This is a genomic window from Wolbachia endosymbiont (group A) of Apotomis capreana (assembly GCF_964027025.1).
GTDB lineage: Bacteria > Pseudomonadota > Alphaproteobacteria > Rickettsiales > Anaplasmataceae > Wolbachia > Wolbachia pipientis.
Genome location: NZ_OZ034721.1, coordinates 911,198 through 927,452 on the forward strand (window position 1 = coordinate 911,198; position 16,255 = coordinate 927,452).

The following is a 16,255-nucleotide window of genomic DNA, read 5'->3' on the forward strand; positions in this document are numbered from 1 at the left end:
ACTAAGCTCTTTGCATGCTTTCGTTTAAGTATAAGTAACTGAATTTTTAAAAAGAGAAACTCTACACTTCGCCTCTAACACCACTTACCTTCTGCTGTATAGTTTCTACATCTAATGATGAACTTGGTAACTGACTATCACCTGCTCCGCTATCTAATTGCCTGTTTCTAATTCCAGTAAATATCTCATGTATTGATTTATCTTCTTCCATAATAGATTGCATTTGCTCTTGATTAAGAGATTTAATAATTTCCGGCAATACCTTAATATCCGCATTCTTCTTGATCAGACAAGCAATTCTATTTCTAGATGCATATCCTACACCCAACTTATCTAAAAAGTGTTGCTTATGAGTTTCAAAGCCAGGACGATTCCACATGGAGGTGAGCATGTCACTGCCAGATTTAACACAATTATCATCTGGTGCAGAAACAAGCGAGTTTAATGCTGAAAACATTGATGTACTGTAAGCTTCAAGAGATAAATCTTCTGGCTTTAAATGTTCAAATAGCTTTCTAGCATTTTCGAAAGAATGGTTTCTTCTTAATATACTTAAAGTATAATAACACCCATGTTGTTTAAAATCCCTTTTCAATAACTCATGATACTTATCTTCATGAAGGTAACGTAGACAGAAATCAACCATACCAACATCGTCAGTGGAAAAACGCCCTTTATTATATGCTACCTCCATTAATAAATCTTCTTTCCTTTTTGGGGATACAGAACCAATTGACTGTAACTTATTCCAGAAGAATTCCAAAGCTTCAACATGCTTTTCCAGCATTGCACATTTAAAAGCGTAAACGTATGGATGCTCATTATTTAATTCTAACTGATGTTCCTGATTATTTATGGCATGTGACCAGTAGATCATTAAAGCCCCTTTATCACATCCCTTAACTAAACTCTCTACTGGTTTACTACCTAATGTTAATTTAAATTCTTCAAAAATTGCTCTTATCTCGTCTTCAAAACAACACCAGCAGGCAATTCTGTAGCGATCAAAGGGTCTAATAAGACTTCTTTGCCCATCCAAAGTTTTCAAGGCTAACAATTTTTCCCCGAAAGTATACCTATTGAGTCTAATTTGTCCTGAAGCATCTTCTATCTTCCAACAAGTTTCATCTTCTAAAACTTTCTTAAAAAGGGATGGTATTATTGTTCTACCCCATTTATTCAGCAATGTCTGATATGCAATACACCATCTTTTAATCTCTAACTCTTTAAGCCCTTTATGAGGATCATCTTCTTTAACGGAAGTTAGTAATACCTTTTGTACATTTTCGTAACCCATACTTATCCCCCTAACAAGATTGAATATATTTTAGGCATATTGCTCTACCTTTAAAACTTTGTCAATTACTATTATAGAAAAATTTTCTAACCTAAAGTGGTTTTCAGTAAAAGGCTCTTAATAGGCTTAATATACGATCTTTTGTTCATTTTTTAATTCTGTTTTTTATAAGTCTACCTTAGTGATTATTCTAAAATAAACTAGTATTAATTTAGCAAAATATATTATTAAGATCTCAAGTAAAATAACCATTTTCAGCACTAAAAACGAAGGGCGGTGAGAAGTGTTTTTCTTGGGATGGCATGGTCTACCATATGTACCATACGAACTTTTTAATATAACAATTTAACTATACGCTAAAACTAGCTATATTAGCCCATTTCATCCATATCCACATACGAACTTTTTTGCCTAAGCTTATTGAAATAATTTAAATCTTCTATTTTTATAACCTTATTTTTACGCGGCTTGTTCTCACAAATATACGACCTTTTTTGCAATCTTAGGAAGAGTCAATAATTCAATTCTTTAGCTAGCATGGTATCTTCACTAAAATATTTTTTGAAAAAGTTAGTTGACTTATAAATAATTCTCTACTAATACTGGCATGTGTTTGTTTATTCTGCTGAAGTGGCTCCGCAGGTTACTGTATAAGCTTCAGCAGTTTCCGTACTCCTTTAAAGTATAATTCATCATGCTCTTATAGTAGTGATATCAAGTATAGGTCTTAACCATGTTGATTTATAGTAAAATTAGCTCGAATTTGGAGTCATAAGCAACTTTTAACCTCTCTATATACTCCATTGTTACTCACCATAAAAACTTAACAAAAATATGAGTAGTAAAAAGATTGTGTTGAAATTAGCTTGACCAATATTATATATTGTACATAATATATTCTATATCTAGGCTAGGAGGTAGTATGGTTACAGAGTCAGTAAAATATGTTGTAGAATCTATCAGTGAACAAAAGCTAGGAGAGGAATTAAATACTGAGCCATGGCATTCAAAAATTGAGCGTAATAGCAATGAGGGACCAACTCCTGAAAATGACGTAGCAGATTTAGGTGATTATAGTTTGTTTTTCCAAGGAATAAGTAATCGTTCGGAATGTTATGACCTTGATCAGAGACATGAAACTAGGGAGGCTGTTGACACATGTGTAAAACATACATTGTCGTATCAGAGTAAAACTGATGATATTGATTTATATTGGAAAAATTACCCTATTAGTCCAAGAGACTCTGCTTTAATTAAGCTAGATCTACCACTGACTGAAAGTGAGAGAAGTCTAATTGATGAATTTCGTAAAGAGTTAAAAGATGTAGTAGCAAAAAATGATCAAGGTTATAGGGATAAGCATGAAAATTTTACAAACACTGCTTTAGAGCGTATAGAGTGCATAACAAATAAATATTTGCAAAAAGGGATAAGACTCAATTCAAAATATAACGATGATAAGTATACTATAACAAGTTTAATTTTTAAGGAAATAAGAAATATCCCTGATAGAATACGACAGCATAAGGGATTACCACCTTATGAGAGTTTATCAGACGATAGTGAGACTATAACAAGTTTAGTTTCTAAGGGAATAAGAGATATTCCTGCCTACGAGGGTGTATCAGATGATAAAAATATAGGTATTATACGCAATATCATGAGTAATTTACTATTAAAAGGTGGAAGAGTAAAATGCAGTTCCTTTTATGATGATAAGTTATTGTATGCAACTTATGGGTTCAGTTATGAGATTTTTGCAGAATGTGAAGAAATCGATAACAAGCTAAAAAGTGTAGCAGATGAAGGTATTATAAACAGTAGTGCCCAAGGCAAAGCTTTACACGTAGAAATGGATAATGGATATTTTTATGTAAAATATTCGCAAGATAGCACTGTTGAGGTTGCAAAAGTTATAAATAATCCAAAAGTGAAAGATTTAAGTTTTAGACATCATATATTTCATGTTGGAAAGAGTATAGTAAGAGTTGAAAATGTAGGAGGAAAAAGAAATTATACAGACGTTTTAGAAGGTGGCATTGAAATGTCTTTTACTACTGAAGTAGGAAAGATTAGTATTCATCTACGTTCTAGTGATAAAGACAACAATAAAATTGAAGTAAAGATAAGTGACGATGACAAGAAGAAACTTGATCAATTAAAAGATAAGGAAGAAATAGGAGAAAATTGCTTACTTGGTGGATATTCAGTACATGATGCGATTAAACGAGGATATTTTGAAAAACATGAAACACTACGTCAATCTTCTGAAAAAATTACCTTATCTAATGAAAAGAAAAAAAATAGTTGGTGTGAGATAGTAACAAATTCAAAACAGACAACAAGCCGTACTGTAGGGTAAATGCTAAACTGCTTGATTGTCTAAAGATCTTATATTACTCACCATAAAAACTTAACAAACGACATAAGTAGTAAAAAGATTATGGTTATTGACTTAATGTTACATATCGCATACAATATATCATATATCTTAGCTTAAGGGGTAAGTATGAGTGAGTCTACTGGGATAGTAAAATCTATCATCAATTTACTAAAACCAAAATCCAAATCAGAACTATATGATTTCGAATATGAATCCATTATAGAACATTTATCATCTAAAGAGCATTTATTAAATGAACTGATGAATGATATGTGGTACTCAGGAGATTTACCATCAGTTAGAAATTATAATGAACCATCATCTTTGATAGATAGCAAACTTGGATTAAGTGAACAGATTTGTGTTTGGTTTGCTCTAGATCACGATCTTACGCCAAGTCAAAAAAATTTAAACAAAAAGTTACTTAGTGCTCTAAAATGTTTAGCTTCTAACTGTGGTTCATTTGATAATACTGAGCCCCTTGAAGAATTTTTACATGATAATAAAAACAATAAAGATTTAAAAGTAATTCTTAACCTAAGAAGAGGAGAATCTCAATCAACAGTATTGCATGCGATTGCAGGAGCAAATATTGGTGGATTTCGTCGCACAGGAAATCAGGCTATAGATTTACTCTTAGAAGCAGGTGCAGATCCTAACATACAAGATAATAAAGGAAAAACACCACTATACCTTGCTGCTGCTAAAGGTCATTACGATAATGCAAACTCTCTTCTCTTGAAAGGAGCTAACCCTAATATAACAAGTAGAAAGGGGAGAACTCCACAACAAATAGCAACTAATAACCTCTGCTATGATATTGAAGAATTATTTTTAACTGATAAACAGAAAAAGTTAAATGCAGAATTGTATGACTTACTTGTACTCGATTCAGACTGCACTCAAAATTTAAAGGAGTTTTTAAGTAAGCATAAAAGAGATTCAGACCTAAAAGTGGTGCTAAATATTCGGCAAGGAATGGGTGGATCAAAAGTGTTTTCGTATGTTGATCGTTTTTCTTGGGACAATGAAGGTCTTATTCAAGAGTTAAGAAAGATATTTTTAGAAGCAGGAGCATTAGATTATGCTATAAATATTTATCGTCAGCAAAAGGAAGGACAGGCCAGTAAATTACTCGTTAATTTAACTTCAAATCAAAAGGAGAAGTTAAATAAGTTTTCTGATAAGGTATTTCGAGCTCAAAACATGGCTGAACTTGAAAAGATTGTAAACGATGCTATAAAGTCTGGTGTACGATTAAACTATTCTCTTTCACAAGATTTCTTTTCAGGTAATGAGTACACTTTTACCGATTATGTGATGAAAAAAATCAGTGAGTTGGAAAAAAATCCTAAAGTTTCTAGTAGTATAATATGTCAATTAGTATCAAAAGGGGCAGTGTTTGGTAATACAGTTGATGCTAACACACTGACATCAGAATTTAAAGAGCATAAAACTAACCTAAAAAAAGCTTATATAGATTATGTTAGCAATTCTCATAAGTTTATTGAAATCGCAAAAAGTGCAACCAATAGCGAGCTAAAAGATGCAAGAATAGACAACTCCGTTTTTTACTTAGAATATTCTAAAGATAGTAAAATAGACATTATAAAGATAACAGATGGGGTAAGGGATTTAGGTCTAACCGATGGAGATGTAAAATGTGGAAGAAATATAGTAAAGATCGGCAATAGTGAAGTAGAAATTAAAACTGAAGATGGCAAAAGGAATTACACAGACCTTACAGAAGGCAGCGGTATAGTATTAACTTTTTATACTAGTTTAGGAGAATTAGAAGTTAGATTATATCCTGATGAGAACAATAAAAAATTGATAAGAGTAGAAGTGAGCGATGAAGATCTATTTGAAGAAATAGCAAGTCATGAAGAAATAGGGCAAAATTGCTTATTGGGAGGTTTATCGGTTATTGAAGCTATAGATCAAGGTGTTTTTGCTAGATCTGGTGGATTAATGCGTCCTGAAGTAATAAGCGAGTCTAACAACAAATGGACAGGACGTGAAGAGTTAAGAAGAACTTATGATTCTAGGGCTAGGTAGATTAATTTGCCATAAAGGTTAAAGATTATTATTTAAATATAAACTACTATAATTTATAGATTTTGGATCATTTTCTACCATTGTTGCATCCAGTATGCTAAAATCTTCATTATTTATATTGATATTTTTCGCATAATTGATTCTGTAACATTGACTTACTTTTCTATATCAATTTCAGCATCTTTTTGTGTGGCCCTTTGCAGTAGCTCCTTTTGTAATAACCTTTTTTAATTTTCTGGCACATACTTTTTTCGATGTTTTTTCATATTGTTACTTTTATAAACGTTACATTGCTAATCCATAAAATTTCTCCAATTGCTCGCTCCACAACATCGGTATTTCTTTCAAATCAGATAGCTTCAAACCTCTTGGCTGTCTCCCATTGACTATGTCTTCCTTAATCTTTGGTGCTAAATAATTCAACCTTAAAATTTGCTGTATACGTCTTGTACCTATATTAATTTTAATGCTCAGCTCCTTCACACTCCCATATTTTCCTTCCTCTAGTTGACGTTTCCAGGAATGGGCTCTCACCACTGCTTTCAGTAGCGCATTATTTGTTTTTCCTTCTGGCTCTACTACTGTGCATTTGTTTCCTTTCTTCTTCATTGGTATAAATTTTTCCTCTGATTCAGAACATACTTCTATTCCATCTTCTTTTACCATTACTCCCTTTATTAACTTTTTCACTACTTCTTTCTGTTCTCTGAAACTTAAATTTTTCCATTCTTCTCCCCATTTTTCATATAGCTGCTCTGTCTTTCTCATTACTTCTTTTTCCACCTCTCCCGCTACTATAGTTCTGTTTATTGATTCACAACCTTTTCCCCTTAAATGGTTATTGCACACGTAATATCGGTACCTTTTATTTTCTTTTTTTGCATACGTTAGTGTCATATTTACACCACAGCTCTTGCACTTAATTATTCCCCTAAGCAATGCTTCCTCATATTTTGCTTTTCTATATGGTTGATTCTTTATCAATTCCTGCGCTTTTTGCCATTTTTCTTCCTCTATTATTGCTTCATGCTTTCCTTCATACTCTTTCTCATAATGTCTTATCTTTCCCATATATATTGGATTTGTTATTATTCTTCTCACCGTCGCTTTCTTAAAGATATCTGATTTTGTTCTGTAACCTTCTCTATTTAACTCTCTTGCCAACTCTGCCATTGACTTCAACTCCAAATATCTTTCAAATATGTGCCCTACTATTTTCGCTTCTTTTTCATTTATTATTAATTCTTTATCTTTTACATCATATCCAAGCGGCAAAGTTCCTCCCATCCATAGTCCGTGTTCTTTTGATGTTGCTATTTTATTTTTTACTCTCTCTACTATCATCTCTCTTTCTAGTTGTGCTGCTCCTGATAATACCGTTTGTACAAACTTTCCCATTGGCGTATTATTGTCAAATATCTGCGTTACTGCTACAAAATTTACTCTGTGCCTTCTAAAAAATGACGTTACTTCGATGCTGTCTTTTGTTTCTCTTGAGAGCCTATCGAGCGTATATACTACTACACAGTCTATCTCTCCTCCTTTAACATCTTCAAATAATTCCTTTATTGCTGGTCTTTCTAAATTCTTTCCTGAATACCCACCATCATCGTACCTTTTTGCCAATGCTACCCAGCCCTCTTTGCTCCTGATGTACTTTTCACATGCTACTCGCTGCGCATCTAAACTGTTAAACTTCTGCTCTAGGCCATCTTCATTTGACTTTCTCGTATATATCGCACATCTTACCTCTTTTAGCATTTTATTCTCTTCAACTTTCATTTTTATCACGCATTCCAAATAATAAAGGCCCATTGTAGCTCATTCCCATTATTTTTCCGGCTACTGCTGATAATGATGTGAAAAATTCTTCTCTGTAGATTAAACCCTTATCTGTTACCATTACTGCATGCGTCTCTTCTCCTCTTTCTAATATTAGCTCTGTCCCTTCTACTGGTAATTTATCGCTACTTATTCTTTTTCCCTTCTCTAGTCGATCTGCTAGATACTCTAGTCTTTTTGCTCCTTTTCTTGACATTTCTCCATACGCTTCCTCCTGTATTCTATATGCTAGCCTCGGTATCAGATATTTCTTTGAGTATCTAGGCGCTTCTTCTCCATACACCTTCTTCCATATTTTTCTCAGCTCACCCAAAGGTTTTATCCCTAAATTCATTACTTTCTTCTCTATTTCTTTCTCCATATTTTTAGCCCTTCATAAATAGCTTCTCAATTCTGTCTGTTTCTTTCTTCAACACCTTGGTTACTTCTTTGCTATTTTTCGCATAATCCATTGCTTTCATTCCAAATTTATCTGCTTGTTCTATTTCTCCTCCAGCTTTTACTAACTCCTCCACTATTTCTTTTTCACCTACCATACATGCAAGGTGTAGCGGTGTGCATTTACTGCCATACTCTTCAGAATTAACATTTGCTCCTGACTTTATCAGTTCTCTCACGGTTTCTAGACGTTTCTCCGTTACCGCTAAGTGTAGTGCTGTATAACCTCCTAAATCTGCTGCATTCACATTCACTCCTTTTTCGACCAATAACTCCACTGTTTTTGCGTCTATCGCATAATGTAGAGCTGTTCTTCCCCTTTTGTCTCTTTCATAAATATTTTTAAACGAGTTCTCTAATAGTGACTCCTCTTTTTTACCGAGCTTTACCATAACTTACCCCACCTTTTCTTTAAATTTTAAGCCTTCCTTCTCACCCCCTCATCTATCATTTCGTTCACTTTGCTCATTATCTTGCTTGCTAAATTTTGACATTCTTTCTTTATTAGCGATTTGTCTCTCTTCCTTATTTCTCCTATCTCTATTATTTTTAGCTCCGGCATGTAGCTTCCATTCAACATGTCTGCTATTTCTCCTACTAGCCCCTCTATTCCATAGCACGTCAGTTCTCTACTTTTTGTTATTCCACCTTTTTCTCTTAAAAATTTACTTGCCTTTTCACTCTCTTCTCTATCACACAGAGAATACTTTTCACTTTCCCAGATATAGTACATTGGTGTTGCGCCATATTTATTCAGTTGATTAATTTCAGCCCCTGCTTTTACTAGCTCTTTTATTATTTCAACTCCTGCTCCTCCTATTTTGCATGCAGAGTGCAGTGGCGTACATCCACTGACATATTGAGTGGCATTTACTTCTGCTCCCGACCTTAGCAGCACTTTTACATTTTCTAAGCTTTTCGCAAATACTGCACAGTGTAGTGGCGTATAACCATTTTTATCTCTTGCATTTACCTCTGCTCCTTTTTTTATTAATAATCTCACTGTTTTGTAATCAGAGATTTCTACTGCTTGGTGCAATATCGTCTCTCCTTCTTCATTTCTTTTATTAATATCGTTACTTGATACTTCTTTAAAAAACTTACTAAAAGATTCTTTGCTAAACTTCATACTTACCTCACAAAACTAGCTTTTCTAGCGCCAGACAAATTTCTTATATTTACCTGCTGCTATTCAAGTCATGTCCTTTTTAGCATGAGAAAGCAAGTCTTTTTCTTTTTATTTCATACACTTTTACCTATTATTAATATAATATATGAGGATCTAAATATAAGTATTTAACTTATTATACATATTGCTTGACTATTTTTCCAACTTCTGTGCAAATGTCGATGTTCGTGCCATTTCAGTACTCCTGGATAAAACACTAAAATGTAATTTTCTAATTCGTGTATCGAATCTTCTTTTCCTGAACTTCTATCATTTTCGCAACTAACGTGATATTCCGTTAAATTAGCTTTCGCAACCTTTTGATCAGTAAGATTCTTTGCTTCATATTCATAGCTGATATTAAATCTTTCCAAAATTGGTTTGTATTCCAAGTTCCATAGCTGATCAGAAAGTTTATCATTACCAAGGAAAAGTATGCCTCCTATCTCTTCTTGATAACAAAGAGGAAAACAGCTATTTATTTCTCCTAATTTCCAGCTATCTGACAGTACAATCTGTGCTTTGACAAACTTAATTGCTGGTAATAAACTTTGTGGTAATGGATATAGTGCTTTTAAGTTGTACCACAAATGATTTCTTTCATAAATACCGTTATAATTCTTTGTGTGAGGCTCGGTTTCTCCAAGGATTGCTACATCTAGGCGATATATATCATTGCTTAAAGCTCGTTCATAATGATCGCGTAGATAGTTTTCTATAATCCTAATAACTGGACCACTAGACCTGAAAAAATTTACTCTTCCAAACGATAATACTGCTCCATCTTTTTCAATTTTTATCCCTGAGTAATCCGATAACAAACTTCCAAAAAAGCTTTCATCTAAAATAAACCTATCAACGTTGTAGTGGTCATTGAAAATCCTCATTAGCCGCGATCTTGCTGGTAGTGATAGTTTTGCAAGTTCCACAATTGCATCTACAAAAAAGTTATTTGGAACATCTTTTATCCCTACTTGCAACTCAAAAAAGTGTTTACCGGGTGGTTCTTCGATGATTGTAATGTCTTCTATATTTGCCCACTTGAGTGCTATTTTAAGTGATTTAGGTGTTCCTCGCAGTCTTTGAAATTTTACTCCTTCTATTACGGCTTTTCTTCTATCTTTTACCCAACGCAGTATCTCTTCTAAACCATATTCCTCAATCAACCACGGCAATATTTTTTCCCCTAGGCTAAATTTAAATCCTCTTATCCTGCTTGGATCAACTTTATAATCGATTGCATTAACCAGTGCTTGCTCTTGCTTTGTTGCGTTTGGCGGTAATAAACTTTTCATTTGTCTTTTCTTTCAAGTTGCTTTAATTTCCTTTATTTAGGTAGCTTATGAGTAACCAAGAGATCATTGCAGAAAAATAAAGATGTTCTTAATATCGAAAACACTCTCCATAATATTTGACCATATTATCCATACTTTAAAAAACAAGTTACAACTTCTGGAAGAAAATCAATACTTTCGTCTCCCTAACATTGGATCCAGTAAACCTTAAACCACTTATTGCACGCAATCCCCTCACTGGCACAAAACAAAAAAAATACGTTTTAAATCCTATCTAACTTGACGTGGCCAAGCACTGCACACTCATTCCCCAATACCACAACATCCTCTTTTGGTTCTATTAATTCTACGTTTTCTACACCCTCTACAAATAGATTCGCTATTATCCACGATCTTGTTACACTCCACCCTAATCTTTTTGCTAATTCAAACTTCTCAATAAACTGCTTCTTGATTTCCTCCTCTGATATTACAGGACTTATGCTCATTCTGCTGTGGATATCTATTTCCATAATATTGCAGCCAATTACTGTTACTGTATCGGTTAAAACCCTTATATCATCTCTAGTAACCTGCTTTTTTACAATTTCTAGTAACTCTTCTAACGCTATGCCAGTTGTGGATAATTATGTTGATAAGATTGAAATTTGTACTTTTCCTGGTATAGGTGATTCCACTAGTGCGTCTTTTACTCTACTATCTGCTGACAGTGCATGATATTTATAATATTCCTTACTTCCTCCTGTTGACCAACCTGCTATTTTTGCTTTTACCCTCTTTCTAAATCGTTCGTCATCTTCTTCTTTCTGCCTCTCTACTCCATAAAATTCAGCTAAATTACCAAGATCTTCTCCTGTTGCAAATTTTAGTAAATTACTTTTTACAGCTTCATTTATTCTTTCTCTGAGTAACAACTCTCTCCATGCTGCTACTTCTAATACCTTTATCGCTGGGTCACTTTCAATTAGTGCTGTAAAACTTTTATCTCGACTTATTAATTCTTCTTTCATCCGAGCAAAAATCTCTTCAAAGTTCAGTGGTTCGATAATATTTGGCTGCTGCATTTTTAAACAACTACTCCATTAATATTTATGAACTTACCTTCTGAAAGATAGACACCTTCTAAATTCAATGTTACTCTCCCTTCTTTTACTCCTTCAACTTTTACTTTTTCTAACTTAAATCTCTTTTCCCATTTTTCCAAAGCTTCTGCTGTTGCTGCATAGATTTCCATAGTTAAATCTCTACTGATTGGTTTATCCACTAATTCAAATAGCCTAGACCCATAATCTCTCCTCATGATTCTACTGTTTACCGGAGTAGTCAGTATATCAATTATCGACTGCTTTAAGTGCTCTATTCCTTCTAACGTCTTTCCTGTTTTAGCATCCATACCCTTCATTTCTATTTTGCAAAGACGCTTTCACTGCCTTTTATTACTTTAAACCCACATGAAACTATATCTCCTACTCTTCCTACACTAAGACCATTTGCAAACACTGTTTTTGATCCTTCAGTTAATGCTCTTCCTTCACTAAAACTGTCTCCTTGTCTACATATTGACTTACCGTTTACAAAAACATTATTACTTCCGCTAATGCAGAAATGTGGTATAGCTTCTCCACAGTAGTCTCCTAACCTCACTATTCCTTTGTTCAATTTAAGTCGATCCTTTCTGCTTTCAGTTTTATTCCACTTTTTGTCATTTCTATACTTGATCCCCCAGCTTTCAGTGTTATTTTGTCTACTACTTCAATCTCTAAATGATGTTTTTCCTTATCATATAACAATCTTGTTCCATCTTGAAACTTCATACTATTTATTTCTTTTTTATTCTCTGGTGCAGAGTATTTTTCCTGATATATTCCTCCTAATACCACTCCTAATGATAGTTCACCAAGAGGAGAAAATACCATAACCTGTTCATCGATATCTGGTGGAGACCAATCTCTATCTTTTCCTGCTTTACTCGTTATCCACGGCAACCAATCTGTTATAAATTCTCCTATTTTCACTCTTACTTTTGCTTTTTCATAATCTATTTCTTTTACAACTCCTATACGAATGATATTCGCTACTTTTCTCTGTAACTCTGCAATGGCAAAATTATTTTCCAACATGCATTTCTCCCACTGCTATTTTATGTGGTTTAATTTTCCCCTCTTCCCATACTGATTTACCTAAATGAAGCTGATGACTCCAATCAACCATCCACACCAAATATGCATCTAATTCGGGTCTCAATCCATCTGGCTCTGCAGAAAGAAATTCAGCCGGAGATACATTCTTTTCCCAGGTATTCTTGTTCACTACTCTTGCTACTTCTGCTGCTAATGACCTTACAACTAACGAGGAATCCTCGACTGTTCCATCAACTACAATCCTTGCCTCAAATCTTGCTCTCAGCGCTAATTCTTCTGTCCCTGGATCTTTTCCCGATTCTAAACTCACAAGCTCTACAAATAACGCTGGCGCTACTAATTCTTTCCTTATTGCTGGATAAATTTCACATGTCTGTATAGACGATATTTCTCTCTTCAGCGTAGTGCAGATTGCATTATGCAAATCTTTAAAATTCATACATTTCTTGTAATATCACGTTCAAAGAACTTTTTAAACACTTCCTCAACCTCATAATTAACAAGATTCCCTATTATCCTTGAAGCCTCAGGTTCGAGTGACAATTTAACTTCCTTTATTGGCAATGCTGCTCTTCCTTCACGTTTAAACATACCGCTATTTCCTTTTGGCATAACTGCTGCAAATCCTCCTATAAACTCATGCTTTCCTACTTTCGATCCTCTTCTTGTTTTTTGTATTTTGCCAATTGTCGATGCTCTAATGTCGTAGAGATTTGCTCTAATTAACACTTCTAATCTGCTTGTTTTTGCTTTAAAAATTCTTAATCTCTTTCTTATCAAACTTAATTTTATCTTCTTTTCCTCACTAATTTCTTTTGCTGTCTTCAATTTTAGCCATAGTGCTGTTCTATTTAGTGCTTTTATAGCTGCCAGTTTTACTTTCTGCTCTTTTTCGTCAATATTGTAGACTATTTCATTAATATTGTTACTAATTTTAATATCAAACACTTTCTATTGCTTCAATTTTCCATATTTCACTCGAAGAATCTTTTAACGGTGGTTCAAAAATCTTGTAGAACCTTTTTTCAATCTTGATATAATCGCCTATGCTAAAGGAAGTAACGTCCTGATCACGTATTTCTATAGAAGCAATTTGCTGAGTTAATTCTCCACCTGCACCTAAAGAGTACGTAGTCTCAGGACGTTTAATTAGCACTTTTATTCTACGAATGCCCTCCTTATTTTTATTACAATATGTGGCTTCCACTCCTAAATGCTTAAAACAATCCTCCAATAATCGCTTAATATTCTCTTGCATATTTCTTTTTGATATACTAACCTTTACATGCTAAGAAAGCGCATACCGGTAGAGTCGTTCTGTGCCTCACCAACTTGTAATTACTCTACCAGTATGTTATGCTATAGCGACTTTTACTAATACGCCAGGCCTATGGCACATTGGCAGAGGATTTGACTGTGTATGTAAATCGGTCCCTCTATCAAATCTTCTTGGCTCTTGTTTTGCATAGAGTGGTTTTCCTAGTGTATTTACTGTCTCATTAAAGTCTGCTGGTGCAAAATATGTCGTAAATGTACTTGCTGTTCCTAGTGGAAAACAGTTTCCACTTTCTCTTTCTATAAACCTTCTTACATTTCCCTCAGGATCAGTTGCTTGCCCTCTATATTCCTCAAACGTGATTCCACAAAACGTAAATCCTGATCTCATATCATTCCTTAGCGCTGCTCCTTCTTGCCATCTTTCATATGCTTCTTTCACTTTACTATGCGAAGTTAATGCATCAAAAAATTCAGGGCTTACCAAGGCATGTACTCCTGTCATATATTCACCACTTAAGTTATCTTCTATATGCCGGAGTACTTCCAGACACTTACGCTTTACATCAGTTGTTGCAGTTCCTAGTGCAAAATTTACTACTTTTGGTGTGATTTCAAATTCGTTGTACAGATTTAATAATTCTGACCCATCAGCATCTAAAATTATTCCCTTCAGCGCTCCCATTCGCAAATGCTCTAATGTTATTGCGTGCTTGTTTCTCATTAGCTGTAAATGGTCAGTTATTACGTCTGCCAGCGCTTTAAGTTCACTCTCTGATCCAAATGCCCTTATTCCCTGTACTTCCTCTGGTAACACTACATCATCGTGAGGAATATGTGGAATCGTAAATGTTCTTATTTTCCGTTTTCCTCGTTTTCCCACTGTTGCTGGTGCTCCTGGAACTTGTGTTGGTAATAAACTTAAAACTCCGTTGTGTTCTTCTATGGTAATATGTCTAGGTCTTGTCGACATAAAAAAAATAGTGATATAGAGTACTCTTTATTAATAGGTAAAGAGAATGCTATATGATTTAAAAGATGAGCAATGGGAGAGAATAAAAAACAGTCTGCCAGGTAAGGAAGGAGATAGAGGAAGAAGCGCAAAAGATAACAGGAGATTCGTAGCTGCAATAATGTGGATAGGTAGAACAGGAGCAACATGGAGAGCATTGCCGGCTGAGTATGGAAAATGGTCAAGTGTACATAAACGTTTTATAAGGTGGGCAAAATCTGGTGTTTGGCAGATGATTTTCAACACATTAGCTGTTAATGGAGACACAGAGTGGCTCATGATAGACTCAACAATAATCAGGGCACATCAACATGCTGCTGGTGCAAGAAAAAAATGTGGAAACTGGTAGACAAGAACAAGAGCTGGGACGGTGCAAAGGAGGATTTTCAAGCAAATTACACGCTGCTTGTGATGCTTTGGGCAACCCACTGAGATTCTTTGTTACTGCAGGGCAAAGATCGGATTACGTAAAAGCTTTAGACCTGATAGAAGGCAAGAACATGGAGGCACTTATTGCCGATAAAGGGTATGACGCAAATTATATGATTGAGGCTGCAGAAGCTGTAAATGCTGAGCCAGTAATCCCACCGCGTTCCAACAGAAAAACACCAAGAGAATATGACAAAGAATTGTATAAAGAGAGAAACTTAATCGAAAGGATGTTCAACAAAATCAAGCACTTCCGCAGAGTTGCTACACGCTACGACAAATTGGCCATAGCTTTTCTGTCTTTTGTTCACATTGCTGGCATTTATCTTTGGTTAAAATAAATGTCGACACTGCCTAAGTCTTCTCCTCCTGCGAACTTAAGTAAATTACTTTTTACCGCTTCGTTTATTCTTTCTCTCAGCAAAAGTTCTCGCCATGCTGCTACTTCTAAAATCTTTATTGCTGGGTCACTTTCTACTAATGCCGTAAAACTTTCATCACGACTTACTAATTCTTCTTTCATCCGCGAAAAAATCTCTTCAAAGTTCAGTGGTTCGATAATATTTGGCTGCTCCATCTTTATACTACAATTCCTTCAAAATGAATATTTTTCCCATTTGGTAGATAAATACCATCTAATGAAATATTGACCTTTCCTTCTTTCACTTCTGTAATTTTTACTTTTTCTAACTTAAATCTTTTTTCCCATTTTTCTAGTGCTTCCGCTGTTGCCGCATAAATTTCTAACGTAAAATCACGATTTATTGGCCGATCTACTAATTCAAACAATCGGGAACCATACTCTCTTCTCATAACACGTGATCCTATCGGTGTGGTCAGTATATCAATTATTGATTGTTTCAGATGTTCTATTCCTTCTAATTCTTTACCTGTTTCTTTGCTCATCCCTTTCATTG

15 protein-coding genes and 4 pseudogenes are annotated in these 16,255 nt (G+C 34.5%); 3 read left to right on the forward strand and 16 right to left on the reverse strand.

Going from position 1 to position 16,255, the window contains the following annotated elements:
• Nucleotides 1-61: 61 nt before the first annotated feature.
• Nucleotides 62-1,297, reverse strand: a complete 1,236-nt coding sequence (locus AAGD50_RS04485) for a hypothetical protein (RefSeq protein ID WP_264724074.1) — start codon at nucleotides 1,295-1,297, stop codon at nucleotides 62-64.
• A 922-nt stretch (nucleotides 1,298-2,219) separates the two neighbouring features.
• Here AAGD50_RS04485 and AAGD50_RS04490 point away from each other — a divergent pair.
• Entirely contained in the window at nucleotides 2,220-3,659 is a 1,440-nt protein-coding gene (locus AAGD50_RS04490; RefSeq protein WP_264724095.1) for a hypothetical protein, read from the forward strand.
• A 147-nt stretch (nucleotides 3,660-3,806) separates the two neighbouring features.
• A complete protein-coding gene (locus tag AAGD50_RS04495; protein WP_265040951.1) occupies nucleotides 3,807-5,738 on the forward strand; it encodes an ankyrin repeat domain-containing protein in 1,932 nt (643 codons plus the stop codon).
• Between the two features lie 285 nt (nucleotides 5,739-6,023).
• On the opposite strand, the gene AAGD50_RS04500 is transcribed toward AAGD50_RS04495, so the two are convergent.
• The 13 genes and pseudogenes from AAGD50_RS04500 to AAGD50_RS04560 form a co-directional block, all read right to left on the reverse strand.
• A complete protein-coding gene (locus AAGD50_RS04500) occupies nucleotides 6,024-7,499 on the reverse strand; it encodes a recombinase family protein (RefSeq protein WP_341810139.1) in 1,476 nt (491 codons plus the stop codon).
• A gap of 10 nt (nucleotides 7,500-7,509) precedes the next feature.
• On the reverse strand, nucleotides 7,510-7,941 hold the full coding sequence (locus tag AAGD50_RS04505) for a DUF2924 domain-containing protein (protein WP_341810011.1): 432 nt from the start codon (nucleotides 7,939-7,941) through the stop codon (nucleotides 7,510-7,512).
• A 4-nt stretch (nucleotides 7,942-7,945) separates the two neighbouring features.
• Nucleotides 7,946-8,410, reverse strand: a complete 465-nt coding sequence (locus tag AAGD50_RS04510; protein WP_341810012.1) for an ankyrin repeat domain-containing protein — start codon at nucleotides 8,408-8,410, stop codon at nucleotides 7,946-7,948.
• Nucleotides 8,411-8,436: 26 nt separating this feature from the next.
• A complete protein-coding gene (locus tag AAGD50_RS04515; protein ID WP_341810013.1) occupies nucleotides 8,437-9,147 on the reverse strand; it encodes an ankyrin repeat domain-containing protein in 711 nt (236 codons plus the stop codon).
• A 167-nt stretch (nucleotides 9,148-9,314) separates the two neighbouring features.
• Nucleotides 9,315-10,481 (reverse strand): phage tail protein, encoded by a 1,167-nt coding sequence (locus AAGD50_RS04520; protein WP_341810014.1) that lies wholly within the window; start codon nucleotides 10,479-10,481, stop codon nucleotides 9,315-9,317.
• A 263-nt stretch (nucleotides 10,482-10,744) separates the two neighbouring features.
• A pseudogene (locus AAGD50_RS04525) lies at nucleotides 10,745-11,545 on the reverse strand (baseplate J/gp47 family protein).
• Between the two features lie 2 nt (nucleotides 11,546-11,547).
• The gene (locus AAGD50_RS04530; RefSeq protein WP_264375260.1) at nucleotides 11,548-11,883 is read right to left on the reverse strand and encodes a GPW/gp25 family protein; all 336 of its coding nucleotides are present in this window, start codon (nucleotides 11,881-11,883) and stop codon (nucleotides 11,548-11,550) included.
• Between the two features lie 2 nt (nucleotides 11,884-11,885).
• A complete protein-coding gene (locus AAGD50_RS04535; protein WP_047759655.1) occupies nucleotides 11,886-12,140 on the reverse strand; it encodes a PAAR domain-containing protein in 255 nt (84 codons plus the stop codon).
• On the reverse strand, nucleotides 12,137-12,601 hold the full coding sequence (locus AAGD50_RS04540) for a phage baseplate assembly protein V (protein WP_264724209.1): 465 nt from the start codon (nucleotides 12,599-12,601) through the stop codon (nucleotides 12,137-12,139). Before AAGD50_RS04540 ends, AAGD50_RS04535 begins: the two co-directional genes overlap by 4 nt.
• On the reverse strand, nucleotides 12,588-13,061 hold the full coding sequence (locus tag AAGD50_RS04545; RefSeq protein WP_250120148.1) for a hypothetical protein: 474 nt from the start codon (nucleotides 13,059-13,061) through the stop codon (nucleotides 12,588-12,590). Before AAGD50_RS04545 ends, AAGD50_RS04540 begins: the two co-directional genes overlap by 14 nt.
• On the reverse strand, nucleotides 13,058-13,543 hold the full coding sequence (locus AAGD50_RS04550) for a phage tail protein (RefSeq protein ID WP_370107316.1): 486 nt from the start codon (nucleotides 13,541-13,543) through the stop codon (nucleotides 13,058-13,060). The genes AAGD50_RS04545 and AAGD50_RS04550 overlap by 4 nt, the downstream gene beginning before the upstream one ends.
• Nucleotides 13,544-13,562: 19 nt before the next feature.
• Nucleotides 13,563-13,880 carry a hypothetical protein gene (locus AAGD50_RS04555; protein WP_250120149.1) on the reverse strand — a complete coding sequence of 106 codons (318 nt, stop codon included), beginning with the start codon at nucleotides 13,878-13,880 and terminating at the stop codon, nucleotides 13,563-13,565.
• A 96-nt stretch (nucleotides 13,881-13,976) separates the two neighbouring features.
• A pseudogene (locus AAGD50_RS04560) lies at nucleotides 13,977-14,867 on the reverse strand (major capsid protein); the annotation flags it as partial.
• Nucleotides 14,868-14,916: 49 nt separating this feature from the next.
• Here AAGD50_RS04560 and AAGD50_RS04565 point away from each other — a divergent pair.
• A pseudogene (locus AAGD50_RS04565) lies at nucleotides 14,917-15,679 on the forward strand (IS5 family transposase).
• On the opposite strand, the pseudogene AAGD50_RS04570 reads toward AAGD50_RS04565, so the two are convergent.
• Together AAGD50_RS04570 and AAGD50_RS04575 are read right to left on the reverse strand one after the other, a co-directional pair.
• A pseudogene (locus AAGD50_RS04570) lies at nucleotides 15,673-15,915 on the reverse strand (baseplate assembly protein J); the annotation flags it as partial. The pseudogenes AAGD50_RS04565 and AAGD50_RS04570 sit on opposite strands and share 7 nt — an antisense overlap.
• Nucleotides 15,916-15,917: 2 nt before the next feature.
• Complete coding sequence (locus AAGD50_RS04575) at nucleotides 15,918-16,253, reverse strand: GPW/gp25 family protein (RefSeq protein WP_264724210.1); 336 nt, start codon at nucleotides 16,251-16,253, stop codon at nucleotides 15,918-15,920.
• Between the last annotated feature and the right edge of the window lie 2 nt (nucleotides 16,254-16,255).